General features: G+C 56.0%; 33 protein-coding genes and 1 pseudogene. 32 read left to right on the forward strand and 2 right to left on the reverse strand.

Annotation, left to right across the window (positions count from 1 at the left end; all coding sequences use genetic code 11):
* The 3 genes from H9X86_RS08625 to H9X86_RS08635 form a co-directional block, all read left to right on the forward strand.
* Positions 1-387, forward strand: a 387-nt coding sequence (locus H9X86_RS08625) for an XRE family transcriptional regulator (RefSeq protein WP_204901134.1), incomplete at its 5' end; no start/stop codon positions are given.
* Between the two features lie 2 nt (positions 388-389).
* The gene (locus tag H9X86_RS08630) at positions 390-596 is read left to right on the forward strand and encodes a helix-turn-helix domain-containing protein (RefSeq protein ID WP_204901135.1); all 207 of its coding nucleotides are present in this window, start codon (positions 390-392) and stop codon (positions 594-596) included.
* A 7-nt stretch (positions 597-603) separates the two neighbouring features.
* Positions 604-774: a hypothetical protein gene (locus H9X86_RS08635; protein WP_204901136.1), complete on the forward strand. Its 171-nt coding sequence runs from the start codon at positions 604-606 to the stop codon at positions 772-774.
* Positions 775-780: 6 nt separating this feature from the next.
* Here H9X86_RS08635 and H9X86_RS08640 read toward each other — a convergent pair whose 3' ends face one another.
* A complete protein-coding gene (locus H9X86_RS08640; protein ID WP_204901137.1) occupies positions 781-933 on the reverse strand; it encodes a hypothetical protein in 153 nt (50 codons plus the stop codon).
* A gap of 230 nt (positions 934-1,163) precedes the next feature.
* Here H9X86_RS08640 and H9X86_RS08645 point away from each other — a divergent pair, with 230 nt between their 5' ends.
* The 8 genes and pseudogenes from H9X86_RS08645 to H9X86_RS13020 all read left to right on the forward strand — a co-directional run.
* Positions 1,164-1,982, forward strand: a complete 819-nt coding sequence (locus H9X86_RS08645) for a DUF6291 domain-containing protein (protein WP_204901138.1) — start codon at positions 1,164-1,166, stop codon at positions 1,980-1,982.
* A gap of 214 nt (positions 1,983-2,196) precedes the next feature.
* Positions 2,197-2,514 (forward strand): hypothetical protein, encoded by a 318-nt coding sequence (locus H9X86_RS08650; protein ID WP_204901139.1) that lies wholly within the window; start codon positions 2,197-2,199, stop codon positions 2,512-2,514.
* Positions 2,511-2,708: a hypothetical protein gene (locus H9X86_RS08655; protein ID WP_204901140.1), complete on the forward strand. Its 198-nt coding sequence runs from the start codon at positions 2,511-2,513 to the stop codon at positions 2,706-2,708. The genes H9X86_RS08650 and H9X86_RS08655 overlap by 4 nt, the downstream gene beginning before the upstream one ends.
* 12 nt (positions 2,709-2,720) lie before the next feature.
* Positions 2,721-3,506: a ParA family protein gene (locus H9X86_RS08660; RefSeq protein WP_243416900.1), complete on the forward strand. Its 786-nt coding sequence runs from the start codon at positions 2,721-2,723 to the stop codon at positions 3,504-3,506.
* The gene (locus tag H9X86_RS08665) at positions 3,487-4,962 is read left to right on the forward strand and encodes a ParB/RepB/Spo0J family partition protein (protein ID WP_204901141.1); all 1,476 of its coding nucleotides are present in this window, start codon (positions 3,487-3,489) and stop codon (positions 4,960-4,962) included. The genes H9X86_RS08660 and H9X86_RS08665 overlap by 20 nt, the downstream gene beginning before the upstream one ends.
* Before the next feature lie 2 nt (positions 4,963-4,964).
* The gene (locus H9X86_RS08670; protein ID WP_204901142.1) at positions 4,965-5,366 is read left to right on the forward strand and encodes a hypothetical protein; all 402 of its coding nucleotides are present in this window, start codon (positions 4,965-4,967) and stop codon (positions 5,364-5,366) included.
* Positions 5,356-5,565, forward strand: coding sequence for a hypothetical protein (locus H9X86_RS08675; RefSeq protein ID WP_204901143.1), 210 nt, complete (start codon positions 5,356-5,358; stop codon positions 5,563-5,565). Before H9X86_RS08670 ends, H9X86_RS08675 begins: the two co-directional genes overlap by 11 nt.
* 65 nt (positions 5,566-5,630) lie before the next feature.
* Positions 5,631-6,011: pseudogene (locus H9X86_RS13020) on the forward strand (helix-turn-helix domain-containing protein); the annotation flags it as partial.
* A 6-nt stretch (positions 6,012-6,017) separates the two neighbouring features.
* Here H9X86_RS13020 and H9X86_RS08685 read toward each other — a convergent pair.
* Positions 6,018-6,212, reverse strand: a complete 195-nt coding sequence (locus H9X86_RS08685; RefSeq protein ID WP_204901144.1) for a helix-turn-helix domain-containing protein — start codon at positions 6,210-6,212, stop codon at positions 6,018-6,020.
* Positions 6,213-6,584: 372 nt separating this feature from the next.
* Between H9X86_RS08685 and H9X86_RS08690 the strand changes: the two genes are divergently transcribed.
* The 21 genes from H9X86_RS08690 to H9X86_RS08790 all read left to right on the forward strand — a co-directional run bounded on the left by H9X86_RS08690 (position 6,585) and on the right by H9X86_RS08790 (position 23,582).
* Positions 6,585-7,394, forward strand: a complete 810-nt coding sequence (locus H9X86_RS08690) for a rolling circle replication-associated protein (RefSeq protein WP_204901145.1) — start codon at positions 6,585-6,587, stop codon at positions 7,392-7,394.
* A 57-nt stretch (positions 7,395-7,451) separates the two neighbouring features.
* Positions 7,452-7,664: a hypothetical protein gene (locus H9X86_RS08695; protein WP_204901146.1), complete on the forward strand. Its 213-nt coding sequence runs from the start codon at positions 7,452-7,454 to the stop codon at positions 7,662-7,664.
* A gap of 103 nt (positions 7,665-7,767) precedes the next feature.
* Positions 7,768-8,085 (forward strand): hypothetical protein, encoded by a 318-nt coding sequence (locus H9X86_RS08700; protein ID WP_204901147.1) that lies wholly within the window; start codon positions 7,768-7,770, stop codon positions 8,083-8,085.
* A gap of 113 nt (positions 8,086-8,198) precedes the next feature.
* Positions 8,199-8,540, forward strand: a complete 342-nt coding sequence (locus tag H9X86_RS08705; RefSeq protein ID WP_204901148.1) for a hypothetical protein — start codon at positions 8,199-8,201, stop codon at positions 8,538-8,540.
* A complete protein-coding gene (locus H9X86_RS08710; RefSeq protein WP_204901149.1) occupies positions 8,537-10,201 on the forward strand; it encodes a terminase large subunit domain-containing protein in 1,665 nt (554 codons plus the stop codon). The genes H9X86_RS08705 and H9X86_RS08710 overlap by 4 nt, the downstream gene beginning before the upstream one ends.
* 9 nt (positions 10,202-10,210) lie before the next feature.
* Positions 10,211-11,473, forward strand: coding sequence for a phage portal protein (locus H9X86_RS08715; protein WP_204901150.1), 1,263 nt, complete (start codon positions 10,211-10,213; stop codon positions 11,471-11,473).
* Positions 11,400-12,005, forward strand: a complete 606-nt coding sequence (locus tag H9X86_RS08720; protein WP_204901151.1) for an HK97 family phage prohead protease — start codon at positions 11,400-11,402, stop codon at positions 12,003-12,005. Before H9X86_RS08715 ends, H9X86_RS08720 begins: the two co-directional genes overlap by 74 nt.
* Before the next feature lie 2 nt (positions 12,006-12,007).
* The gene (locus H9X86_RS08725; protein ID WP_204901152.1) at positions 12,008-13,150 is read left to right on the forward strand and encodes a phage major capsid protein; all 1,143 of its coding nucleotides are present in this window, start codon (positions 12,008-12,010) and stop codon (positions 13,148-13,150) included.
* Between the two features lie 62 nt (positions 13,151-13,212).
* Positions 13,213-13,485 (forward strand): hypothetical protein, encoded by a 273-nt coding sequence (locus tag H9X86_RS08730; protein ID WP_204901153.1) that lies wholly within the window; start codon positions 13,213-13,215, stop codon positions 13,483-13,485.
* Entirely contained in the window at positions 13,478-13,792 is a 315-nt protein-coding gene (locus tag H9X86_RS08735) for a phage head closure protein (protein WP_204901154.1), read from the forward strand. Before H9X86_RS08730 ends, H9X86_RS08735 begins: the two co-directional genes overlap by 8 nt.
* Complete coding sequence (locus tag H9X86_RS08740; RefSeq protein WP_204901155.1) at positions 13,792-14,196, forward strand: HK97 gp10 family phage protein; 405 nt, start codon at positions 13,792-13,794, stop codon at positions 14,194-14,196. The genes H9X86_RS08735 and H9X86_RS08740 overlap by 1 nt, the downstream gene beginning before the upstream one ends.
* Positions 14,193-14,504: a hypothetical protein gene (locus H9X86_RS08745; protein WP_204901156.1), complete on the forward strand. Its 312-nt coding sequence runs from the start codon at positions 14,193-14,195 to the stop codon at positions 14,502-14,504. The genes H9X86_RS08740 and H9X86_RS08745 overlap by 4 nt, the downstream gene beginning before the upstream one ends.
* Before the next feature lie 2 nt (positions 14,505-14,506).
* The gene (locus H9X86_RS08750) at positions 14,507-15,076 is read left to right on the forward strand and encodes a major tail protein (protein WP_204901157.1); all 570 of its coding nucleotides are present in this window, start codon (positions 14,507-14,509) and stop codon (positions 15,074-15,076) included.
* Complete coding sequence (locus tag H9X86_RS08755; protein ID WP_204901158.1) at positions 15,073-15,522, forward strand: hypothetical protein; 450 nt, start codon at positions 15,073-15,075, stop codon at positions 15,520-15,522. The genes H9X86_RS08750 and H9X86_RS08755 overlap by 4 nt, the downstream gene beginning before the upstream one ends.
* Positions 15,523-15,557: 35 nt before the next feature.
* Complete coding sequence (locus H9X86_RS08760) at positions 15,558-15,713, forward strand: hypothetical protein (RefSeq protein ID WP_204901159.1); 156 nt, start codon at positions 15,558-15,560, stop codon at positions 15,711-15,713.
* 3 nt (positions 15,714-15,716) lie between these two features.
* Entirely contained in the window at positions 15,717-17,993 is a 2,277-nt protein-coding gene (locus H9X86_RS08765) for a phage tail tape measure protein (protein ID WP_204901160.1), read from the forward strand.
* Positions 17,986-18,690 (forward strand): hypothetical protein, encoded by a 705-nt coding sequence (locus H9X86_RS08770; protein WP_204901161.1) that lies wholly within the window; start codon positions 17,986-17,988, stop codon positions 18,688-18,690. The genes H9X86_RS08765 and H9X86_RS08770 overlap by 8 nt, the downstream gene beginning before the upstream one ends.
* The gene (locus H9X86_RS08775) at positions 18,687-21,608 is read left to right on the forward strand and encodes a phage tail spike protein (protein ID WP_204901162.1); all 2,922 of its coding nucleotides are present in this window, start codon (positions 18,687-18,689) and stop codon (positions 21,606-21,608) included. Before H9X86_RS08770 ends, H9X86_RS08775 begins: the two co-directional genes overlap by 4 nt.
* 94 nt (positions 21,609-21,702) lie before the next feature.
* Positions 21,703-22,041, forward strand: coding sequence for a hypothetical protein (locus H9X86_RS08780; RefSeq protein WP_204901163.1), 339 nt, complete (start codon positions 21,703-21,705; stop codon positions 22,039-22,041).
* A 3-nt stretch (positions 22,042-22,044) separates the two neighbouring features.
* Positions 22,045-22,377 (forward strand): phage holin, LLH family, encoded by a 333-nt coding sequence (locus tag H9X86_RS08785; RefSeq protein WP_204901164.1) that lies wholly within the window; start codon positions 22,045-22,047, stop codon positions 22,375-22,377.
* Complete coding sequence (locus H9X86_RS08790; protein ID WP_243416902.1) at positions 22,374-23,582, forward strand: N-acetylmuramoyl-L-alanine amidase; 1,209 nt, start codon at positions 22,374-22,376, stop codon at positions 23,580-23,582. Before H9X86_RS08785 ends, H9X86_RS08790 begins: the two co-directional genes overlap by 4 nt.
* The last annotated feature ends 135 nt before the right edge of the window (positions 23,583-23,717 follow it).

Raw genomic sequence — 23,717 nt, forward strand, 5'->3', positions numbered from 1 at the left:
CGTGCAGCGGAGCTGCTGGACATTTCCACACGATCTTTGGCGGACTACGAGTCCGGGGTGCGTATGCCCTCCAATGGATTGGTGGACAGCATGGTGACTGTGTATAACACGCAGATCTTGGCGGTGCAGCATCTGCGTAACTCTGCCCAGGCCGCCCGGGAATTGATCCCCGAGGTGGATGCCATGCGACTACCGGAGGCGGTGCTCACGCTGGTGGATGCCATCTACGACTTTGCCGATGATCGGCTGGATCGGGAGCTGATCGACATAGCACGGGACGGAGTCATCTCGCCGGAAGAGCGGGACCGCTTTGACCGTGTTGTGCAAAAGATTAAGGCCATCACTGCCGCATCCATGGTGGTTGTGTGCGCCAAAAGGGAGGATTGACCATGGCAAGAGAGAAAGAACTGTTCCGGGACAATCTGGCCCGGCTGGATGAAAAGTTCCCGGAAGCGGAGCTGATCCCGTTGCTGGCTGTGTCCAGCTTCCTGGGCCTGGACCATCGTACTTTGCAGAAGCGCAAAGACTTCCCGGCCAGAAAGATTGGGCGCTTTATCTATGTGCCAAAGACGTCCCTGGCGTCGTGGCTGTCATGAGGGGGGGGTGAAACAGATGGGAGTTATGCAGGAAGTTATGAAGTTGCAAAAGAAAACGATAGCCGCCCTGACCAAGCAGGTGGAGCTGCTCGATAAGGACGGCGTATCGCAGGCACAAGTGGAGTTTGTAGTCTACAAGATTCAAGCATTGAAGGACCTTTACCAGGTTATCAAATGACTGGCGTTATTCCATGGAAAGGTCAAGGTTCTTGTAAATCTCGTTGTACAGCTGGCTGACGGCAAGACCCCAACTTGCAGGAGAGTAATCATCGATGTCAATACTCTTGTGTTCCAATACCTTGAGAGCAAGCTGCAGTGCGATTTCGTTCTGAACCATTTTAGTCACCCCCTTTCTGGAAGAAAATTTTACCACACAGGGGAAAGGTAAACAAGAAGCGGGTTCAATTATTGGGAGGACATGAGAATGTCGAGAAATAAAAAATCCCCGGCGGATGCGGCAACATCCACCGGGGCGCAATGCAAAGCATTGAAAACCTATCAATGCTATTGTACCACAATCTCAGCAAATTGCAATATGTTTGCACCACTTTTTGAAGGGGTGTGACTATGGCTGAGAAAAAGGAATATGTCAAGCTCTGGATCAGCTACACCAGCTATTTCGAGCCGTACAGTGATGAAGAAGTGGGCCGTCTGGTGCGGTCCATGATGAAATACCGTGAAACACAGGAGGACCCTGCCTTTACTGGGGTGGAGCGGTTTGTCTGGCCTGCCATCAAGCGGGACATTGACGAATCCTTGCAGGCCCAGGAGGCCGCCACGGCTGCCAGCCGTGAAAACGGGAAAAAGGGTGGCCGTCCTCCAAAAGCAAAAAAACCGAGCGTGTCACCTGATAACCATGATAACCAGGGCGGTATCTCTGACGATTGCGAAAACCCAGAAAACCCAGTTGGTTTTGATGAAACCAAGAAAAGCTATGGTCAAGGACAAGGTCAAGGACAAGGACAAGGTCAAGGACAAGGACAAGGTCAAGGACAAGAACAAGAAGGCGCACCTGTGCCCACCAGCGCCGCTGCCGAAGTGGTGGCGGATTATCTCAACCGGGTCAATGCTTCGGCCTCACAGTACAGCCTGGATGAGCTGTCCACATACGCCAACGCCATGGGCGCCGCCGTGTGCAAGAGGGCCTTTGACATTGCTCTGGACAGCAAAAAGACCTCGTGGAACTACATACGGGCAATCCTGAGGGACAAGCTGTCCGCCGGGGTGAAATGCCTGGCGGACTGGGATGCACTAGACCAAAAGCGGGAGGCCAGTAAGGCCGCCGGAGTACCGCCAGGGAAAAAGCAGCCAGACTACACGCCGACGGCCGACAGGATCAAAAAGCAGGAGGCCTGGCTGGATCAATTTTTAGCCCAGCAGGGATAGCCGAATGATGGGAGGGACAAGCCACGGAAAAGCAGTGTTTAGCCGACTTCACTCGTACCTGTGAAGGGTGCGAACATCTGAGGGGGGAACCCCGAGGGAAGGGGCGCACGTGCTACCGCTGCTATGCCCCTGGACCTTGCTGTGGATATGACATGGGCATCAATAGGCTTCGGCCTTACGTCCCAGCCTGGTGCCCGATCAAGGAGTGATTGCTGTGAATATTGAGATCGCACACAAGATTGAGAAACTCAAGAGAGACGGAATGTCAGACCCGGACATTGCGAATTGTCTGCGCCTTGATGTCAAGGAAGTCTTTTACACACGCCGGGCCCTTGGAATACCAAGCTTACCAGGCGGAGCAGGAAAGACTATCAGAGTGAGGGTTTATGACAGAAAAGGGAATTTTGTCATGGAAGGGACAAGAAAAGAAGTTGGAGAGCGGTTGAATTATTCCAAAAGTACTGTGGCATCGTGGGAGCGGGCACAAAATCCACCGTATCAAGTGGAGCGGGTTGAAGGGGTGAGCGCATGAAAATTGGAGACACCAAGACATTTGTCCCGTCTGCGTTTAGTGAACTCACCAGGGATGGGACGCAGAAGAGATACCGTGTGCCGGTCCAGATCCGTGGCCGGATCATTGCCATCAACTGGCCGCACCGCCACTTTACCGTGGAGGGCGAAGTCAATGGCCACATCATCAGAGAAAGTTATAAATTCAGACCGTAAAGGAGCTTTGTCATGAAAGCAATAGCTGTTATGAACATGAAAGGCGGGGTTGGAAAGACAACCACCGTCATCAACCTGGCCCACATTTTGACCCATGACTATAAAAAGCGGGTGCTATTGGTGGATTGTGACCCACAGTGTAACACCACGGAATTTTACGGGGTAAAGGGTGCGGAGTACGTCAATGTTGCCGACCTTCTCCAAAAGCAGGGGGAGTCCTGCTGGATTGATTGTGTGATCAATGTTTCGCCATATCTGTATTTGTTGCCGGCAACCACCGATCTGTGGCAGCTGGATCTGACGGCATATATTCAAGGCCCGCCCAATGTGATGGCTTTTCGGGACTTTCTGGAGGCAGTCGAGGAGGATGACGAGGTGGACGTGGTGTTGTTTGATTGTCCTCCCGGGTTTACATCTGCCAGTATTGCCGCACTGTCAGCGGCAAAAGAAGTGATTATCCCGCTGACAGTGGATGGGTTTGCCATTGAAGGGCTTTCTAAGCTACGCCCACAGCTGGATTCCATGCGAAAGGTCAATCCGGATCTCTCGGTGAGCGGAGTGCTTATAACGCAGTGGCGTAACACAGAGCTTGTCACAAAGGCAGAGATGGAACTAAGAAAGTGGGATATGCCGGTATTTGCCCAAACGATCCGGCGCACCGAGAAGGTCCCAGAAAGCACAGTGGCGAAAAATCCTGTTGTGGATTATTCGGCCACCAGTGCTGCAACAAAAGATTATAGACTATTGGCCAAAGAGATTTTCGGGGAGGTGCCGGATCATGGCGAGACCGAAGCTTGATGTTGGAGGGTTTGTGGCTTCTCTCAATCAGCAGGTGTCCAACTTGGACACAAATTCAGAGCCTCAGCTCCAGTACATAGACATTGACCAGCTGGACGCACATGAGGCTAACTTCTACACCGTGGATGTGTCCAAGTTGGACACATTGGCGGACAGTATCGCCATGGACGGCTTGCAACAGCCCATTGTGGTGATCCCGGGAGAGGGTGGCCGGTATACGGTGCTCTCCGGCCACCGGCGCCGGGCGGCGATCCGCAAGCTGGTGGAGGAGGATGGCCGGGAGGATCTGCGCCGGGTGCCTTGCCTGGTCAAGACATACAAGAGCCCAGCTTTGGCCGAGCTTCAGCTCATCATGGCCAACTCCACCGCCCGGGTGCTGACCTCTGCGGAGGTGATGCGCCAAGCTCAGCGCATGGAGCAGCTGTTGTACCAGCTCAAAGAGGAGGGGTACAGCTTCCCGGGGCGGATGCGGGCCCAAGTGGCGGAGGCCTGCCAGGTGTCAGAGAGCAAGCTGGCACGGCTTAAGGTAATCAATGCCCGTCTGTGCTCAGAGTACATGGAGCTGTTCAACCAGGACAAGCTGCCTGAGCAGGTGGCGTATAGCCTTGCCAAGTTGCCGCAGGATTTCCAGCGCAGAATATTTGGGGCAACCAAGGGGTACCCTGTGGCGAGTGTGGTGGAGCAGTTGACCACAGCATACAAAAACGGGGCCAGATGGGAACCGTCATTGACTTGCCCGAATGGAAAAGCCTGTACCCGTGGGGATGCGTTTCTCCGGCATGATTGTGAGAATTGGCACGATATGTGTCGGGGAGAGAAGTGTTGTTTGGAGTGTTCACGGGCCAAAGCGGATTATTATGCCTGTGATCGGATGTGCAGCAAGGCAAAGGCTGTCCGTAAAGAGAAGCGGGATGATGCCAAGGCCACGGCCCTCAGCCGGGAAGAGAAAGTGCAGGCTGAACGCCGGGAGGAGGCACAGGGGATTGCTTCCCGGCTGGTCAAGGCGGCAGATTTGTCCGGTGCCGCTGGGAATTGTGAGGTGGAACTGGGCAGATATGGAAGCTCGTGGAGCGTCAAAGATTTGCGCAAATTTGCAGCAGGTGATTTTGGGGACACCCAGCTGAGTGGCTGGGAGTTTGGACAGGGTGATGTGGAACGCTTTGCCAAGGCGGCTGAAACGCTCGGGTGCTCTGTGGATTATATCATGGGATTGACGGATGAAGTCCACCCTGGGCAGTCTCACCAGGACGGCCAGTGGCAGACAGGCAAGCCAACCACCAACGGCTACTACTGGGCTATCTACACCGGGAAGGTCAGCGGCGGGAATCTTGTGTGGTGGCAGGACGATCACTGGGAGCCGGCAGATGCGGCTATGGAGATCAACTTCCGCCCGATGGCCTGGATGCTTGCCAAGAGCTTGCCTGATTGGATCACATGGGAGCGGAAAGAGGTGTGAGTATGGAACGGCTGACAGAGCAGCATGCCAAAAAACAAGATGGCTATTACATGCGGTGCAGTGAGATGTGCAACAAGCAAAATTGCGATAGTTGCCATAATCTCGATAATGTAGTTGACAGACTGGGGAAAATCGAGGACATCCTGGGAGACGACTATGACCTGGAGAAGCTGCGTGAACTGCTGGAGGCCAAACGGGACGGGCGGTGCGTGGTTTTCAAGTTCGGTATGGGTTCTACCATATACAGAACATGGGTGCGCCCGGATGGAAGCTGCCCTTTCGTGTCTGTGCAACTCATAGACACGGTGGAGGGCTTAGTGAACGCTGAAAGATGGAGCGACGCATATGCAACTCGTGAAGCAGCCGAACAGGCATTGAGGGGGATTTCTAAAAATGGGACATAAGGAAACAGTGCGATACGTGTCCAACTTGGACACGTCTGAGTTTAGCCGGCCCCGCTGGGGCCGGCGGGCCCTTTTGGCCCTGTGTGTGATGGCTGTGATCTGCGTCACCCCGGCCCAGATCGCCGCCGGGGACTGGCTGGGGGCCGCTGCCATCGTTGCCTTGTGTACGGTGGATGCTGTGATGGTGCTGGGGAAGTGAACGGAGATGATTGAAGCTATGACTATTGGCGAACGTATAACGAAAGCCCGCAAAGCAGTGGCCTAACTCAAAAGGAGCTAGGACGACGGCTTGGTGTCTCTGCTTCCATGGTAAGTCAATATGAAACCGGGGCTCGAACTCCAAAAGTAGACACAATAAAAAGATTTTCAGCCGCTCTGAATGCCCCTATCCTGGACGTTCTAACCGATGAACGGCGGGCCGCTGTGGCCCGGGCTCTACTTCCGCTGGCAACCAGGGTGCAGCCGGATGCCTGTGAGGGATGTGGACATGATCGGAGTTGTGCGACCCGTGGGTGTAACATTATTTTGACAGCTACAGAGCTGTTGGGAGGAGTTGTGTCCAACTTGGACACGTCTCCGCAAGCAACGGATTTGCTTGCGCAATCCAAAGAAAAACTCCACCAGGGGACTACCCTGGTGGAGTGAAGGGTGTTATTTGCGCCAGTCCTTGTATTTTCCGGACTTGACTCGTTTGTCGGGGGGAGGCTGGACATCCTCCTGGATGATCCAACTCCGGCCCACTTTGGTGGCTGGGATGCGTCCCGCCTGGATCAGCCGCCGGACATTGCCGGGGTCTTTCCCGTGGATAGCGCACCATTCTGCGACTGAGAGGAATTTGGGTCCCATGCGATTACCTCCGATTCTTCAAGGATAAATAGATGGAAATGACGGAAAGAGTAATGCTGATAGCCAGCAAGACATAGAGGAGAACATCCATAACACTTTGACATTGAGCAACGAATCTGTTACCATACAGGATGAAGGGGGAGACCCACTTCATCCCTAGCTCGTTAGCTTTTCATACAGAAGTATGAGGGCTATTACGAGATTTAGGATTGCGGTAACAAGATTGAGTTTGCTTTCCGGGCTGACTTTCTTGTTGCCGCTTTTCTTTTTTTGCTTCAATGTCTTGACCTCCTTTCTGATATAATAATACCACGATATCGTGTAAATGTCAACGGGAAAATAGAAAATATTGAAAATTTTTTAGGAGGGAAAATGGCAAAGGCAATCAAACATATACGGGCCGGTCTCCTTCACATTGAGGTGATCGGCCAGGTGCCGGATAGGTCAGGGCGAAAACCACGGGCGGCCAGAAGCCGCCCGACCTCTGCGGCCAAGACCTTTTACAATCACAAGACCAGCTGGAGAGAGTTGGAGCTGATCATTGCCGCCAACTTTGCCGGGAAAGATTATGTCATTACATTTACATATGACGATGCTCACTTGCCGGAGAATAAGGATGCAGCGGCCAAAGATTTGCAAAAATTCTTCCGGCGGCTGCGGGCGGCCCGGCGAAAACGGGGCGAGGTGCTCATGTACATCTATTGTACAGAGGGCAGCCACGGGATGCAGGCGGACGAGTATCTTGGCACGGATGGCGAGTTGGAGGATAAGCGGATCCACCATCATGTGATCATCAATGGGACGGGGCCGGATTGGGTGGAGGAGGTGCGGAGCCTCTGGCACGGTGGCGGGTATGTCCGGGCCGAGCCTGTGGATGTCCACTATTATCGGGAGCTGGCCAAGTATCTCACCAAAGAGGCCCGGGAGTATGGCAGGCCAAAGCCGGGGCAACATAGTTGGCGGGCATCTCGTAACCTGGCCAAGTATGAGGTGGAGTATGAGGAGATCTCCAGCAACAGTGTGACTCTGGCGGCTCCACCTGGAGCCGTGGACTACCAATCCTTTGCTGAGAAAAACCCGTATGGGTTTGCGGACTGCATCGGTGCAAGGTATCTGCTCTATGAGGATGCACCCAATCCAGGCTACTCCTACACACGGGGACGGAGGAAGAAAAGGGAATAGCTCTAATAATTTTTGACCTTGAAACAAGGGATAAAAAACCAACCAATGAGGAGAAAGGTGGAAAAGTCGTTGCAACCGAAAACGGAATCTGCTACAATGGTCTCAAAGGACGGATGGGCAATTTGCCCGGTGTGCCACAAGGGCAAGCTCATCAAGCTGCTGCCCACCACCACCGTCCACGATCTGCCCTGCAAGTGCAAACGCTGTGGGCATATCACAAAACTCAACATCGAAGCGCCTGAGCCCGAGTCCAAAGAGACCAGCGCCTGAGCCTGATCTACTCCAACGTGGAGTGAGTCATGGCTTGGGCGCTTTTTGTTTTGCCCGGAGGTGATAGCCCGGGGACAATCGGGCCAGGCCAGGAGGTGACCAGGTGCAAGAGTTTGCCCGAAAATTCTACAAGTCCAAAGCATGGCAGGCCTGCCGTGCGGCGTACATTGCCCAGCGTGTCCAGGAGGACGGTGGACTGTGCGAGTGCTGCGGGGAGGAGCCGGGGTACATCGTGCACCATGTGGTGCATCTGACCCCGGCAAACATCAATGACCCAGCGGTGGCTCTCAACCCGGCCAATCTGTCCTACGAGTGCAAGGCCTGCCACGACCTCCACGAGGGCCACGGCGTGGGCAACGGCAAAAAGCCGCTGGCCCGCTTTGGCCCAGACGGCCAGCCGGTAGATTTGCGGCGCATTTGACCAGGGGGCCTCCCCCCCATCCCCGGGGGCGGAGGCCCCCTAGCGGAGGACCGATGGGGTGGAGGTAAATTACAGCGAGCGTGATGCGGGAGGGGGGTGTAGTCATAGCAAAAGTGAGCAAGAAACAGCTGGGGCGCTTCTGGCCCATCTACGATGGGGGCAGTGATGAGCAGAAGGCCAAGGGCCTGCATTTGGTTCAAAACCTGGTTTTCATCGAGGATCAATTATCTCAGCTTCAAGGCAAAATTCGAGAAAAAGGCGTGGTCAGCGAGTATCAAAACGGGGAAAACCAGTGGGGCACTCGCAAGTCCCCCGAGGTGGACGTGTACAATGCTCTGCTGAAAAACTACATCTCCGGCATCAAGCAGCTCAACGAGATTTTTGGGGAGCAGGCCCAGGCAGATGATGACCTCACCAAGTTCCTCAAGCAGGGCCGAGGCGGTGGCGCTAAGTGACAGATCTGGAGCTCTATTGCACCAGCATCCTGGACGGCAAGATCAACGCCTGCCGGCGGATCAAGCAGGTGTGTGAGCGCCTGCTGGAGGATCTCTACAACCCCGGCCAATGGCACTTTGACCATGACATGGCCCGCCGCCATGTGGACTTTATCGAGACGTTTTGCAAGGTCCCATCCGGCCGCCTGGGCCAGCCCCTCAAGCTGGAGCTGTTCCAAAAGGCCAGGCTGGAGGCCATATTTGGGTTCGTGGACGATGACGGCCTGCGTCGCTTCAACGAGGCTTTGGTCCTGGAGGGGCGTAAAAACGGCAAGACCACTGAGACAGCCGCTGTGGAGGTCGATCTCCTGGTCAATGACGGGGAGGGATCCCCCCAGATCTACAACGTGGCCACCAAGATGGATCAGGCCAAGCTGGGCTATGATGCCGTGAAAAAGATGGTGCAGCTGTCCCCGCTGCTCAACAAGCACCTGCGCCGCCGGGTGGCGGATATCTACAACCCGATGAATCTTGGCCTTATCAAGGCCCTGGCCTCCAACACCACCAGCCTGGACGGCTTGGACGTCCATGGAGCGGCCATTGATGAGCTGGCAGCCATCAAAAACCGTGACCTGTACGACCTGATCAAACAGGGCACTGGCGCCAGATCTCAGCCCCTGATCTTCACCATCACCACCAACGGATTTGTGCGTAACGGTGTCTTTGATGCCCAGTATAAGTATGCCTGCGACATCCTGGACGGCGTGGCCACCAATCCCCGGTTCCTGCCATTCCTCTACGAGCTGGACAGCCCGGAGGAGTGGGACAAGGAGGAGTGCTGGATCAAGGCAAATCCAGGTCTTGGCACCATCAAGAGCCTGGAGTATCAGCGGGGGATGGTGCAAAAAGCCAAGGATGACCCCAGCTTTAAGCCAACGGTGCTAGTCAAGGACTTTAACCTGCCCCAGACCTCCACGGCGGCTTGGCTGCTCTATGAGGAGCTCAACAATGAGGCTATGTGGACCACGGATGCTACCATCAAGTTTGACTACTGCATCGGTGGGTTTGACGCCGCCGACACCACCGACCTCAACGCCGCCAAGGCTCTGTGTATGCGCCCGGATGATCCGCACATCTATGTCCGCTCCATGTACTGGATCCCCCAGGCGGTGCTGGACAAACAGGCGGAAAAGGGCACCCGCCAGGAGCGGGACAATGTGCCGTACACCCTGTGGGTGGAGCAAGGGCTCATGCGCACCTGCCCAGGGAACAAGTGCGACAAGCGGATATTCCTGGAGTGGTTCAAGGAGCTGCGGGACAAGGAGGACCTCTATGTGCTGTACATCGGGTACGACCCCTGGCATGTGGATGATACCCTGCTGAGGGATTTCCGGGCGGAGTTCGGGCCCAACTGCATGGTGCCCATCCGGCAGGGTCCTTACACGCTGTCCCAGCCCATGAAGGACCTGCGGGCGGACTTCCAGGCCAGGCTTGTGGTGTACGACAACAACCCCATTGACAAGTGGTGTCTCATCAACACCGAGGTCAAGACGGACACCAACGGCAACATCCAGCCGGTGAAGAGCCTGGACCCCCGGCGCAGGATCGACGGCACGGTGGCCCTCCTGTGCGGGTACACGGTGCTCCAGGACAAGAAAGACCTGTATATCAATTTGAACTGAGGTGAGAGAGTGGGACTGTTTGAAAAGCTGTTCCCGAAAAAGGCAGCGGAGCGGGAGATGTACTCCTGGTTCCGCACCCTGGGCGGCTACACCCCGGTGTACACCAGCTTCGACGGCGGCTTGTACGAGATGTATCTGACCCGGGCTTGCATCCACACCTTTGCCACCCATGTGTCCAAGCTCAGACCGGTGGTGTCCGGGCCCGGCTCCGGCAAGATGGGGCGGGTGCTGGACTACCGACCCAACCCGTGGCAGGACACAAAGAAGTACCTGTACCGGCTGGCCACCATCTACGCGGCGGAAAACACCGCCTTTATCGTGCCGGTGTACGAGGACGGCAGCATTGAGCGGCTGGCCGGGTATTACCCGGTGCGCCCCAGTCAGGCCCAGGTGGTGGAGTCCGGTGGTGTGCCGTATATGCGTTTTTCCTTCCCCTATGGCCAGATCGCCACGGTGGAGCTGTCCCGGCTGGGTATCATGACCCAGATGCAGTACCGGGATGATTTCTTTGGGGAGAGCAATGCCGCCCTGCGGCCGGTGATGGAACTGATTCACGCCCAGAACCAGAGCATCATCAACGGGGTCAAGGCCTCCGGCAATCCTCGCTTCCTGGCCCAGCTGGCTCAGATGCTCAAGCCGGAGGCCATCAAGGAGGAGCAGCGGCGACTGGTGGCGGATAACCTGGGACCGGACAACTCCGGCGGTGTGATGATGTTTGACGCCAAATACTCCAACGTCAAGCAGATCGTCTCCCAGCCCTACATCGTGGACGCCAAGCAGACTGAGCAGATCCGGGAGAGTGTCTTTGACTACTTTGGCATGAACGACGCCATCTTGCAGGCCAAGTACACCCCGGATCAGTGGGCGGCCTACTATGAGAGCCAGGTGGAGCCCTTTGCCATTGAGGCGGGACTTGTCCACACCAATATGACCTACTCTATGGACCAGGTGGCCAAGGGAAAGCAGATTGCATTTTCCACTAACCGGCTCCAGCACATGACCATGGGGGACAAGCTCAACGCCGTGCGGGATCTCTTCGACCGTGGCCTGCTCAACGGCGAGGAGGCTATGGAGATTTTGCAGATGCCGCCCATCGGCACGCCGGACGCCAAAAAGTATTACATCCGGCGTGAATACGCCGAGGTGTCCGCCCTCAACCGGGAGGACGGCGTGATTTTGAATGAAGGAGGAGAGGAAAATGCCAGTGGTGCCGGGCCGGGAATACCGAGCCATGAGCCTGCTGCTGCCGACGGCAGCGGGAAAGCGGATTGACACCGACTACTATGTGGAGGGGTACGCCACCACCTTTGACCAGCCCTATGTGCTGTTTGAGGAGGACGGTGTGCAGTACAAGGAGGTCATTGACCGCAATGCCCTTGTTGGAGCGGATATGTCGGACGTGATTATGCAGTATGACCACAGGGGGAGTGTGCTGGCCCGGCAGTCCAACGGGACGCTGGTAATCGTGCCGGACCGGGCGGGCCTCTTTGTGGCCGCTGACCTGTCCAAGAGTGTGGCCGCCCGGAATCTCCATGAGGAGATCAGCAACCAGCTCATTACCAAGATGTCCTGGGCCTTTACTGTGGCCGAGGAATCCTACGACCGGATCACCCATACCCGGCGTATTTTGAGGATTAAGAAGGTATACGACGTCTCGGCGGTGTCTTTGCCCGCCAACCCGTCTACCGATATTTCCGCACGTTCTTGGCTTGACGGAGTGATTGAGGCAGAACGGCAGGAGCGGCTGGCAGCGGAGGCTGCCGTGCGGAGAGCAAAAAAAATCAAAATTTTGATGGAGGTATGAATGTGAAGTACAGAAACAAGGTTAATATCCAGTTTTTTGCCCAGCCCAGCAATATTACCCACTGGGGCCAGCCCGGTGGTGCGGATGACCGCCTGGATGCCATCGAGGCTCGTATGTCCGCCATTGCTCAGGAGCTGGAGCAGCCCGGGGCAGATCTGGACGCCCTGGAGGCTGAGGTGCGCAGCCTCAAAGATGAGCGTACCCAGATCACCCAGGCCGCCGAGCGCCGGGCCCAGATCCTGCGGGAGGTGTCCGCCGGTGGCGGCACTGTGATCCGCACCTTTGACCAGGGCCTTCCCGAGAAGCGCAGCTACACCCCTGAGTCTGCGGAGTATCGCTCCCTCTGGCTGCGCTCCCTGCAGGGCCAGGAACTGACCGACGTGGAAAAGCGGGCCTACACCACCGCCAACGGCGCCATTGCCACCATGACGGCCAATGCCATCATGGAGGTGGTGCGTGATCACGCTCCCCTGCTGGAGCGGATGACCGTGATCTACAGCCCCTCTACTGTGACCTACTATGTGGAGGGCACCAACAATGCTGCCGAAGACCACACCGAAAATGCGGCCATCTCTGCCGCTGCTGACACCCTGACCAAGATCACCCTGGTACCTGCGGAGATCGTCAAGCTGATCCAGATTGGCGAGGCCACCCGGACCATGAGTGTGGACGCTTTCGAGGCATGGCTGGCCAAGAATTTGGGTGAGGCGATTGCCCGAAAGATCAACGAGAAGATCATTGCCGCCATTGTGGCGGCGGCCAGTTCTGCCGGCTCTGACATCACCACCGCCTCTGTCCAGGCGCTCCTGGGCTCGGTCAAAGGCATTGGTGTGGCTGTGATCTGCAACCGCAAGACACTTTATACCAAGCTGCTCCCCCTGCAGGACAACAGCAAGTCCAGCATCGTCCGCTTTGACGGCGGCTCTGCCAGTGTCTACGGTGTGGAGGTGCTGCCGGACGATAACGTAGCGGATAATACCGTGCTGGCCGGCGACCTGTCCAAGGCTATTGGTGCTATGTCTGAAAATGTCACCGTCCGCAAGGGGTACGACATCGACAGCAACTCCAACAAGTATCTGGGTGTGGCGGTCTTTGACGTCAAGATTGGCCAGAACTCTGCCTTTGCCAAGTTGACAAAAGCTTAATGTGTCCAACTTGGACACAAGGGAGGGCGGCCTGAGCGCCGCCCTCCCGGAAAGGAGGCCACATGGTCAGTGTCCAAGACATTAAGACAGCACTGCGCATGAGCCACGCTGTCCTGGATCAGGAGGTCCAGGCTACCATTGCTGCTGCCGTGCTGGACCTCCAGAGCGCCGGCATGCCGGTGGGCGTGGATAACGCCTTGAGTGATGAGGCCATCCGGCAGTATTGCAAGTGGCGGTATGACTACATGGGCAAGGCGGCGCAGTATGAGCGCTCTTATGAGAAGCTCAAAAGCGTGCTGGCCTTGCTTCCCAAGGAGGTGGACGGCGGTGGATGAGCAGATCTATCTCATTGCCCAAACCTTCGAGACGGACAGCCTGGGCCAGCGTATTCCCAAGGATGGTACTCCGTCCCCGGTGTGGGCCAAACTCAAGAGCGTCTCCCGTGCTGAGTGGGCAGCAGCCGGCCAGCATGGACTCCAGCCCCAGCTGGTGGCCATCGTGTATGCGCTGGACTATGCAGACCAGCCGGTGGTGATGATCGGAGCGGGGGAGAGCGCTAAGCGGTACTCTGTGTACCGCACCTACCGCCCGGAAAACTCGGAGCACATCGAGCTGTATCTGGAGAGGAAGGTGGGCGTCTGATGGCCAGACGAATTGACATTGACAAAATGTCTTTGGAGGTTGTCCGGACACTAGAAGCCTATCGGGATGTCACCATCGACATCATGACAAAAGCTGTAAAGGAGACAGCAAAAGAGACAGTCCAGGAATTGAATGTTACTTCTCCTGAAGGAGCCACAGGCGACTATAAGAAAAGTTGGGCATACAAACGAGACAGATCTTTGAAGGGAAGTCGTCGTTTTGATATGGTTGTTTATTCTAAAAAGCCTGACTATAGGTTGACCCACTTGTTGGAAAAAGGTCATGCAAAGGTGAATGGAGGACGTGTGCAAGGGAAACCGCACATTGCGCCAGCTGAGAAAAATGCGATTGCAAGACTTGAAACTAAAATCAAACGGTACATTCGAGAGGTGAAAGAAGAATGACCACAGAAGAACTTGGAAAGCTGTTGGAAACCTCTGGACTGCCTGTGGCCTACAATGCCTTTCCGATTGGGGATGCCCCTGCGCTTCCTTTCATTTGCTACCTGTATGACGATAGCAATGTATTTTATGCTGATGGAGAAGCGTATTGGGGATCGGGGATTTACATGGTTGAACTTTATACCAAGGTCAAGTCACCGGATGTGGAGCGGGCGGTGGAAGCCGTGCTGAACAATATCCCCTTTATCAAAACAGAGACCTACCTGGAGGACGAAAAGTGCTTCCAAATCCTTTATGAAATTGAGGTGTAACAATGGCAGGAACGACTGACAAAGTCCAATTCAATCTGAAAAATGTGCACTATGCGCCCATGACTGCCACCGGAGCCACCCCCGCCTGGGGGACTCCTGTCAAGGTGCCCGGCGCTGTCAGCCTCAGCCTGGATCAGCAGGGAGAGCTGACCAAGTTCTATGCTGATGGCATCGTCTATTGGCAGTCCAGTTCCAACAACGGCTACGAGGGTGCTCTGGAGATGGCCCTGATCCCGGATCAGATGCTCATGGACATCTGGGGCTACACCAAGACCGAGACAGACAACGTGCTCATCGAGAACGCCACCGTGGAGCCCAAGGCGTTTGCCCTGCTCTTTGAGATCGACGGTGACGTGAATGGCCGGCGGTACTGTCTGTACAACTGCTCCGGCACTCGACCCGGCATCAGCAGCAAGACCAACGAGAGCACAAAAGAGCCTCAGCCCCAGTCCTTTACCGTTTCTGCGGTGCCGCTGGAGAATGGCAAGGTGCTGGCTCGTACCACCGACGAGACCACCTCCCAGGTCAAAAACGAGTGGTTCAGCGAGGTCTATGAGGAGGCTGCTGGATGACTAAGATTCTCACCATTGGCGGGAAGGAGGTGGGGTTCCGGGCTTCGGCCCTGGTGCCCCGCCTCTACCGGCACAAGATGGGCCGGGACATTGTGCGAGATCTCAACACCCTGCGCAAGTCCTTTACCAAGGCCCTCAAGGCGGCCAACGCTGTGGCCCCGGTGGAGCCGGCAGCGGATGCAGACGATGAGACCGTGGCCCAGTACCTCCTGGATCTGGAGGCGTACCAGGATGCCACCCAGGATGCCCAGCTCTCGGTGCTGGACCTGGAGATCTTCGAGGACGTGGCCTACATCATGGCCCGCCACTATGATCCCACCATTCCCAGCACCCCCGAGGAGTGGCTGGAGGGCTTCGGTGTCTTTTCCATCTACGAGATCCTGCCCGAGATCCTGGCGCTCTGGGAGGCCGGGCAGCACACCACGTCCAGCCCAAAAAACGTATAAGGCCCACCGTCCGGGAGGAGACGGGGGCCACGTTTATGCTCCGCTGTGCGGAGCTCCACTTGTCCGATGAGGCCCTGGAGGGGATGACCATGGGCATGGTGTACGATATGCTCATTGAGCAGGCCAACGACCATGAGCAATACCCCTACAAGGCCACTCAGGCGGACATTGATCGCATGTTTGGGGGGTGACATATGGCAGATCGTATTAAAGGCATCACCGTAGTCCTGGGCGGCGATACCACCGGCCTCAACAAGGCCCTATCCGGGACAAACAAGGAAATCAAAAACACCCAGGCGCAACTGAGGGACGTGGAGCGGCTGCTCAAGCTGGACCCCACGAATACCACGCTGCTGGAGCAAAAGCAGCGGCTCCTTGCGGAGGCCGTAGGGGAGACCAAGACCAAGCTAGATACTCTAAAAACCGCTGAGAAGCAGGTGCAGGATCAGTTTAAGCGGGGAGAGGTTTCCCAGCAGCAGTATGATGCTCTGCAACGGGAGATCATTTCAACAAAGAATGAGCTGGGAAAGCTGGAAAATGCGGCGAAAGATACCAACACCCAGATTTACAACATTGATCCGTCAAAGATCACGGATGTGCGTACTAGTGCCAAAGAAGCTCGGGAGGCACTGAAACGCATTGACGCCCAGCCGGTAAGAGATGTTGAGAGCGCCGCAAAAAATGCCGGGGATGCTCTGGAAAATGCCGGAAAGCAGGCTTCTAATTTCGGAGATTACCTAAAGGCAGAGGCCATCATTGAGGGGGCTAAGGGTATCGTTGGGGCTGTTTCCAACGCAGTAGAGGAAACCCAAGAATTTCGTAAGACCATAGGTACACTGGAGACATCCAGCGCAGCGGCAGGGTATGCCCCTGATGCCATGAACGAAATTTTATACCAGGCGTATTGGGCGCTGGGAGATACCCAGACCGCAGCGACAACAACGGCAAACCTCCAGGCCATTGGGTTATCCCAGAAAGATCTCAACGATATGCTCGCACTGTCGGTGGGTGCCTGGGCAAAATACGGTGATAGCATCCCCATTGATGGACTGGCTGAGTCCATCAATGAGACTGTGAAAGCCGGTCAGGTAACCGGGGCTTTTGCGGATGTGCTGAACTGGGGTTCTAAAGAGGGGGAAAACTTTGGTGTCACCCTGAAGGCCAACACTGAGGCGAACAAAGAGTGGAATGAAGCCGTGCAAAATGCAGAGACGGCAGAGGACTTCTTTAACCTAGCATTGCAGGATGCCTCCACGGAGGCGGAGCGGGCCAACATCATCATGCAGGCAATGGCTGACCAGGGTCTCAAAGATATTGGAGATGCCTGGTATCAGAACAATAAAGACATTGTCAATGCAAATGATGCCCAACTCGACTACGCATATACTATGTCGGAAGTTGGAGAGCGTGTGTCGCCAGTCATGACATCCATCAAAGAGGGCGGGAACGAACTCCTGCAGACGATGTTGGATGTGACCAACGGTGTTGATTACAACGCATTGGCTGAAATGATTACCAGGGTGTTTGATGCTATATCGAATATCATTCTATTTCTTGTGGGGCACAAAGAGGAAACGTTGGCAATCATATCGGGAATTGCGGCTGGACTCATTGCGTTGAAATTGTCAGCATTTATCAGTGATCTTACATCTGTGGCAACGGGAGTTACAACAGCAGCGGAAACATTCCCAAAGCTGTCCAGTGCAATCGGATTGCTTACGAACCCAATATTCTTGATTTCTGCGGCGGTTGTGGCGTTGGTTGTTCTCATCGCCACCAAGGGCGACGAAATCCAGGCCATTCTCCAGAAGGTGGATGACTTCCTCCAGGGTATCTTCCTCACAGACTGGACGAAGATCTTCGGCCCTGGCCTTGGGGATGCACTCAACGCCTTTTTCGCCAACGTCAAAAACATCTGGAACGCAGTCAAACAGATCTTTGATGGTGTGATTGACTTTATCCGGGGTGTGTTCACTGGCGACTGGGAGCGGGCATGGAACGGCGTGAAAAGTATCTTTAGCGGTATATTTAATGGCTTGACGGCCATTGTAAAGGCGCCCATCAACGGAATTATTGGGCTGCTCAATGGGGTCATTGGTGGAATTAACTGGCTCATTGGCGGACTCAACAAGATCAGCTTTAGCCTGCCCAGCTGGCTTCCTGCAGGCTTGGGAGGAAAGTCCTTTGGCATCAACATTGGCACCATTGGCAAAATCCCATACCTGGCCAAGGGCGGCATCCTCTCCCAGGGCTCCGCCGTTGTGGGCGAAGCCGGGCCGGAGCTGCTGACCATGATGGGCAACCGGGCCATGGTGCAGCCCCTCACCAGCCAGCAAAAGACCACCAACGTGGGCGGCATCAATATGTACATCTACGGCGCACCAGGCCAGGACATCAACGAGCTGGCGGACATCGTAGAGGCCCGGATGGAGACCAAATACCAGCAGAAGGCGGCGGTGTATCGTGCATAACCTCATCATTGATGGAAAGAGCCTCAAAGACTTTGGCATCTATGTCAGCGGAGAAAACACCTATAACGCCCCGGCCTGGGAGGTGGAGACTTCCACCGTCCCGGGGCGGCACGGTGAGTTGCTCCAGACTATGGACCGCCTGGAGCCCATCTCCGTGCCCTATCCCGCCTTTATCCGGCAAAAATTCCCCGCCTATGCCGCCCAGGCCCGGCTCTACCTCCTGGGCCGCCCAGGGTGGCGGCGCATTGAGGACGACTACCACCCGGACAGCTACCGCCTGGGCTACTTCTCCGGCCCGCTGGACTTCGACACCCGCTTCCTCAACCTCTCCGCCGAAATGGAGCTGGTCTTTACCTGCCAGCCCCAGCGGTGGCTCAAGGCGGGGGAGACCCCGGTGGGTGTGACCTCTGGACAGGTTCTCACCAATGACTGGATGCCCGCCAAGCCGCTCATCCAGATCACGGGGACCGGGGCCGGGGAGCTGCGGGTGGGCAGCAGCACCATCACCATCCTGGAGATGGACGGCGGGCTCACCATCGACTGTGATGTACAAAACGCCTATGACGGCACCATCAACAAGAACAACAACATCAAGGTGTCCGGTGACTTCCCTGTCTTGGGGATGGGGGAGACCACCGTCACCTACTCCGGCGGCATCACCGCCGTGCAAATCACTCCAAGGTGGTGGACCATATGATCCCAATTCTATTTCCGTCGGATGCGACGGATTTTACCACCCAGGGCCTGGGTGCCCTAAGTGCAGCCATCTCCTGTATGGTCACCGAGGAGCGCAATGGCATCTATGAGCTTGAGCTGGTCTATCCCATGATCGGCGTCCACTTCGCCGAGATCCAGGACCGGTGCCAGATCTACGCCATTCCCAGCCCGTACCGCGATCCTCAGCCATTCCGCATCTACCGGCACACCAAACCCATGGGCGGCAAGGTGACCTTTTACGCCCAGCACATCTCCTATGACCTGCTGGGTATTCCCCTCAATCCCTGCTCCGCCGGCAGCGCAGCGGCGGCCATGGTGGCCTTGCAGGGCAACGCAGCCATTCCCAGCCCCTTTTCCTTCTGGACGGACAAGTCCGCGGTGGCGGAGTGGTCTGTCAAGGTGCCCTCAGCTTCTCGCTCTGTTCTGGGTGGCCAGACTGGTAGCATCCTGGACGTGTACGGAGGAGAGTACGAGTGGGATGGCTACACGGTGAAGCTCCACCAGGAGCGTGGCCGGGACAATGGTGTGGTGATCCGGTACGGGAAAAACCTCAACGATCTGGAGCAGGACCGAAATATCTCCAACGTGGTCACTGGCATTTATCCCTACTGGAACGACATCACCGGGGAAAACCTGGTGGTGTGTGATCCGCCCATTATCCAAGCCCCTGGCACCTATGATTTTACCAGGGTGATCCCGGTGGACTTTTCTGCGGACTTTGACGAGGCTCCTACCCAGGATCAGCTCAAGGCCCGGGCGGAGAGCTATGTGGTGGCCAACCAGATTGGGGTGCCCAAGGTAAGCATCACGGTCTCCTTTGTCCAGCTGGAGCAGGCCATGGGCTATGAGGATCTCCGGCTGCTGGAAAAGGTGGACTTATGCGACACGGTCACCGTACAATACGAGGCCCTGGGCGTGGATGCCAAGGCCAAGGTGATCCGCATTGAGACGGATGTCCTGCGGGAGCGGTACAACGAGGTGGAGCTGGGCGACGCCAAAAGTACCCTGACCGATACCATCATCAGCCAGGGCCAGGAGATCCAGCAGCGGCCCACCCAGTCTGATCTCCAGCAGGCCATCGCAAACGCCACCAAATGGATCACCAACGGCAAGGGCTACATGGTGCCCATCTTTGATGGGGCAGGTAACTGGAGCGAGCTGTGCAGCCTGGATCAGCAGAGCCTGACCGAGGCACAGAACGTGTGGCGGTGGAACAATGGTGGCTTTGGCCACTCTGCCACCGGCTATAACGGGCCGTACCGCACGGCCATCACCCAGGACGGCCACATCAATGCTGACTTTGTGGATATTGGTACCCTGGTGGCCAATATCATCAAGACGGGTGTGCTATCCAGCAAGGATGGCAAGACCTTTGTCCTGGACCTGGATGCTGGGACCCTGGACATGATGGCATCCTCTCTGACCATCAAGGGAAAGACGGTGGAGGAGATCGCACAGGGGGCTGTTGATCTGGACAGTCTAGGTGTTCGGAATTATATTCTGAACTCTGACGTAACATACATTCTAACGTCGATTGACAGCATCCCTGTTGATACTGAGTTTTCTGTGGCAAATTACGGCGCACTCGCCGGAAAGACCATGACACTTTCCGTCTTGTCGGATGTTGGCGGAGGTCTCGGGTACATCGGTGATAAGGTGTTTGGCGTAAAGGCTGTTGGAACATGGCAAAACCCCGATACATTGGAGAGTGTAAAGGTAGACTATTTTCCTGATATATACTACACCCCGGAATCCGCTGGAACACGTGTTTTTTCCACTGATAAAATCACTTCACCAGATGGTTATTACAACCTTATCGGACTTAAGGTTGTTATGAGTGCGCACATGAAGCCGTCCTCTTCGCGCTGGGCTTTCACTCTTTCCCGCCCCAAGCTCGAGATGGGAAGCATCCCAACTGACTGGACACCTGCGCCGGAGGACACCGCCGAGGAGATCCAGGACGCCATTGATGGGCAGACCCAGGAGGACATCTTCAACAAGCTGACCAACAATGGACAGTTGCAGGGCCTTTATATGCAGGACGGGAAACTGTACATCAACGCCACATACCTCGCAACTGGCATCATCAAAAGCACGAACGGAGCTAGTAAATGGGATCTGAATAGTGGGGTTGTCATCTTTTCCAACCAAAAAACGTACAAGCACACCGATTACACCGATGTCGATAGCGAAAGGATTACGAATATCCTCGTTGGAACTGTTACTCCAACCGAAGCTGACTTTGAGAAGTACGACATTTACAAAGACGGTAAAATCACAGGAACAGACAGAATCCTAGTGCGGAACATGATGAATGACAAGCAAAATCTCACTGTTAAGTGGGAGTGCAAGTTTTCTTCTGCGACACCTGGAAAGCTGATATCGGTAACTGTAACCAACATGTCGACTGGGAAGTCGTACACCATTTTTGAGCTCGGCAACCAAAATCGAATATCCCTTCAAAGCGGGGAAAATCTATCCAACACCGGACTGCTGGACTACATCTACCCGGTCGGAAGCATTTACATGTCCGTCAACTCTAACAACCCTGGAATGGTTTTCGGTGGTTCGTGGGTCCCTTGGGGCACAGGACGAGTCCCTGTTGGTGTTGACACTGGAGACAGCAGCTTCAACGCCGTAGAGAAAACTGGTGGAGAAAAGACGCACAAACTGTCTTTGAATGAACTGCCGACGCACAGCCACAAAGAGAATCAAGGTTTGGTGAGCTATGTGGATCCGCCCACCGGCAGTCACAATATGACTGTTGATCTCGGGCATGGGTATTTTGGATCGCATGCTTATGGCAAATCTTTATACACGGATGGTTCCGGTGGCAATGCCGCGCACAATAACCTGCAACCCTACATTACCTGCTACATGTGGAAGCGAATTGCATAGGAGGTGTGTGCCTTATGAGTAAGCTGGTGGAGCGTCTCTTTGACGCTGTTCTTGGGCCGAGTCTGGCTCGTATCACGAAAAGGAGGATGGGAGAGTGAGCATGGAGGAAGTCCTTGCCGCTGTCGTCCTGGCCCTGGCGGGCGGCAGCGGCGTGGTGGGACTTGCTATGACCTATCTGCGGCGGTACATCGACCGCAAATTGGAGGCCGGGGAAGAGGAGGCCGCCCGCCGGCTGGCACACCGAAAGCGGCGGCAGCAGGTGGAGGATCAACTCCACCACGCCTATGGCCGCTGCCTATTCTGGTTGAACCACGCTGTGACTAAACCGCCCCCCAACGGGGAGCTGGCGGAGGCTATGGAAAATCTACAAAAGGCCGAGGAGGCCAAGAAAAACCTGGATCGTGAGATCCTTGCAGAATATGAGGAGGAATAATACATGATTGATTTTACCCCTGTGCTCAAGGCCGTCGTTGGCCTGTGTGCTGCCATCATCACCACTTTTGTGGTACCCTACATCAAGAGCAAGACTACCAAGGAGCAGCAGAGCCAGATCAACGCCTGGGTCAAGATCGCCGTGGCCGCCGCTGAACAGGTATACAATGGCCCTGGCCAGGGAGACAAGAAAAAGACCTATGTGCTGACCTGGCTGGCCGGCCACGGGATTGCCGTTGACGAGGACAAGCTGGATGCCATGATTGAGGCGGCGGTTTATGAGCTGACCAACAATGGACTGATTGCCGTGGAGAGTGTCGAGGGGGTGCAGGTATGAGCAATAGCAAACTGGTGAACTACACCAAGATCAGCCCTCATCGCACCAGCCCCCGCAACGACAAGATCCGGAAAATTACCATCCATCACATGGCTGGCAATTTGTCCGTCGAGACCTGCGGAAACGTGTTCCAGAGCCGGAAGGCGAGTGCCAACTATGGCATTGGCTCCGATGGCCGGGTGGGGCAGTATGTGGATGAGGCAGACCGTGCGTGGAGCACTGCGTGGCCCGACAACGACAACCAGGCGATTAACATCGAGGTTGCCAACGACGGCGGCGCACCTGACTGGCATGTGAGTGATGAAGCCCTGGCCTCCCTGGTGGATCTTTGTGTGGACATCTGCCAGCGCAACGGCATTGACAAGCTCACCTACACTGGGGACGACACTGGAAACCTGACCCGGCACAATATGTTTGTGCCCACTGCCTGCCCCGGTCCTTACCTGCAGAGCAAGTTTCCCTGGATTGCCCAGGAGGTTAATGCCCGTCTGGGTGCTCAGGAGGACAAGCCCAACACCTCTGTCCCTGCGGCTGATCAGAAGACCGTGGAGGAGATCGCCCAGGAAGTCATTGCTGGCAAGTGGGGCAATGGCACCGACCGGGCCAACCGGCTCACCGCTGCCGGGTACGATGCCCAGGCGGTGCAGAATAGGGTCAACCAGCTGCTGGGTGTCACCTCCGGCTCTGCCAGCACCCAGCCTGCCCAGCCCGCCAAGAAGACGGTGGAGGAGATCGCCCAGGAGGTGATCCAGGGCAAGTGGAGCAACGGCACCGACCGGGCCAATCGGCTGACTGCTGCCGGGTATGACGCCCAGGCGGTGCAGAATAAGGTCAATGGGCTGCTGGGTGTCACCTCTGGCTCTGCCAGCACCCAGCCTGCCCAGCCCGCCAAGAAGACGGTGGAGGAGATCGCCCAGGAGGTGATCCAGGGCAAGTGGGGCAACGGCACCGACCGTTCCAACCGGCTGACTGCTGCCGGGTATGACGCCCAGGCGGTGCAGAATAAGGTCAATGAGCTGCTGGGTGTCACCTCCGGCTCTGCCAGCACTCAGCCCACCCAGCCCGCCAAGAAGACGGTGGAAGAGATCGCCCAGGAGGTGATCCAGGGCAAGTGGGGCAACGGCACCGACCGTAAGAACCGCCTGACCGCCGCCGGGTACGACCCACAGGCTGTCCAGAGCAAGGTCAATCAGCTGTTGGGTTGATGTGTCCAAGTCGGACACCTGCGTCATACCTAGTGTACTGCCCCTGATTTTCAACGACACAGTTGCGACACAGAAAGGCCGGAATCCCTAGAGCCGCAACAAAAGATGAGGCTTCAAATCCCTCCTTCCGCGCCA

Origin of the sequence: Pseudoflavonifractor capillosus (assembly GCF_016902575.1) — a bacterium.
Lineage (GTDB): Bacteria > Bacillota > Clostridia > Oscillospirales > Oscillospiraceae > Enterenecus > Enterenecus capillosus_A.

Excerpts from the sequence above, each read along its gene's own strand:
- H9X86_RS08655 (WP_204901140.1), top strand. The coding sequence starts at position 2,511 with ATGAAAATTGGAGACACCAAGACATTTGTCCCGTCTGCGTTTAGTGAA.
- H9X86_RS08720 (WP_204901151.1), top strand. The coding sequence starts at position 11,400 with ATGCCAGTGGTGCCGGGCCGGGAATACCGAGCCATGAGCCTGCTGCTG.
- H9X86_RS08750 (WP_204901157.1), top strand. The coding sequence starts at position 14,507 with ATGGCAGGAACGACTGACAAAGTCCAATTCAATCTGAAAAATGTGCAC.
- H9X86_RS08640 (WP_204901137.1), bottom strand. The coding sequence starts at position 933 with ATGGTTCAGAACGAAATCGCACTGCAGCTTGCTCTCAAGGTATTGGAA.
- H9X86_RS08630 (WP_204901135.1), top strand. The coding sequence starts at position 390 with ATGGCAAGAGAGAAAGAACTGTTCCGGGACAATCTGGCCCGGCTGGAT.
- H9X86_RS08660 (WP_243416900.1), top strand. The coding sequence starts at position 2,721 with ATGAAAGCAATAGCTGTTATGAACATGAAAGGCGGGGTTGGAAAGACA.
- H9X86_RS08790 (WP_243416902.1), top strand. The coding sequence starts at position 22,374 with ATGAGCAATAGCAAACTGGTGAACTACACCAAGATCAGCCCTCATCGC.
- H9X86_RS08765 (WP_204901160.1), top strand. The coding sequence starts at position 15,717 with ATGGCAGATCGTATTAAAGGCATCACCGTAGTCCTGGGCGGCGATACC.
- H9X86_RS08675 (WP_204901143.1), top strand. The coding sequence starts at position 5,356 with ATGGGACATAAGGAAACAGTGCGATACGTGTCCAACTTGGACACGTCT.
- H9X86_RS08785 (WP_204901164.1), top strand. The coding sequence starts at position 22,045 with ATGATTGATTTTACCCCTGTGCTCAAGGCCGTCGTTGGCCTGTGTGCT.
- H9X86_RS08690 (WP_204901145.1), top strand. The coding sequence starts at position 6,585 with ATGGCAAAGGCAATCAAACATATACGGGCCGGTCTCCTTCACATTGAG.
- H9X86_RS08745 (WP_204901156.1), top strand. The coding sequence starts at position 14,193 with ATGACCACAGAAGAACTTGGAAAGCTGTTGGAAACCTCTGGACTGCCT.
- H9X86_RS08645 (WP_204901138.1), top strand. The coding sequence starts at position 1,164 with ATGGCTGAGAAAAAGGAATATGTCAAGCTCTGGATCAGCTACACCAGC.
- H9X86_RS08740 (WP_204901155.1), top strand. The coding sequence starts at position 13,792 with ATGGCCAGACGAATTGACATTGACAAAATGTCTTTGGAGGTTGTCCGG.
- H9X86_RS08755 (WP_204901158.1), top strand. The coding sequence starts at position 15,073 with ATGACTAAGATTCTCACCATTGGCGGGAAGGAGGTGGGGTTCCGGGCT.
- H9X86_RS08760 (WP_204901159.1), top strand. The coding sequence starts at position 15,558 with ATGCTCCGCTGTGCGGAGCTCCACTTGTCCGATGAGGCCCTGGAGGGG.
- H9X86_RS08730 (WP_204901153.1), top strand. The coding sequence starts at position 13,213 with ATGGTCAGTGTCCAAGACATTAAGACAGCACTGCGCATGAGCCACGCT.
- H9X86_RS08685 (WP_204901144.1), bottom strand. The coding sequence starts at position 6,212 with ATGGGACCCAAATTCCTCTCAGTCGCAGAATGGTGCGCTATCCACGGG.
- H9X86_RS08775 (WP_204901162.1), top strand. The coding sequence starts at position 18,687 with ATGATCCCAATTCTATTTCCGTCGGATGCGACGGATTTTACCACCCAG.
- H9X86_RS08670 (WP_204901142.1), top strand. The coding sequence starts at position 4,965 with ATGGAACGGCTGACAGAGCAGCATGCCAAAAAACAAGATGGCTATTAC.
- H9X86_RS08665 (WP_204901141.1), top strand. The coding sequence starts at position 3,487 with ATGGCGAGACCGAAGCTTGATGTTGGAGGGTTTGTGGCTTCTCTCAAT.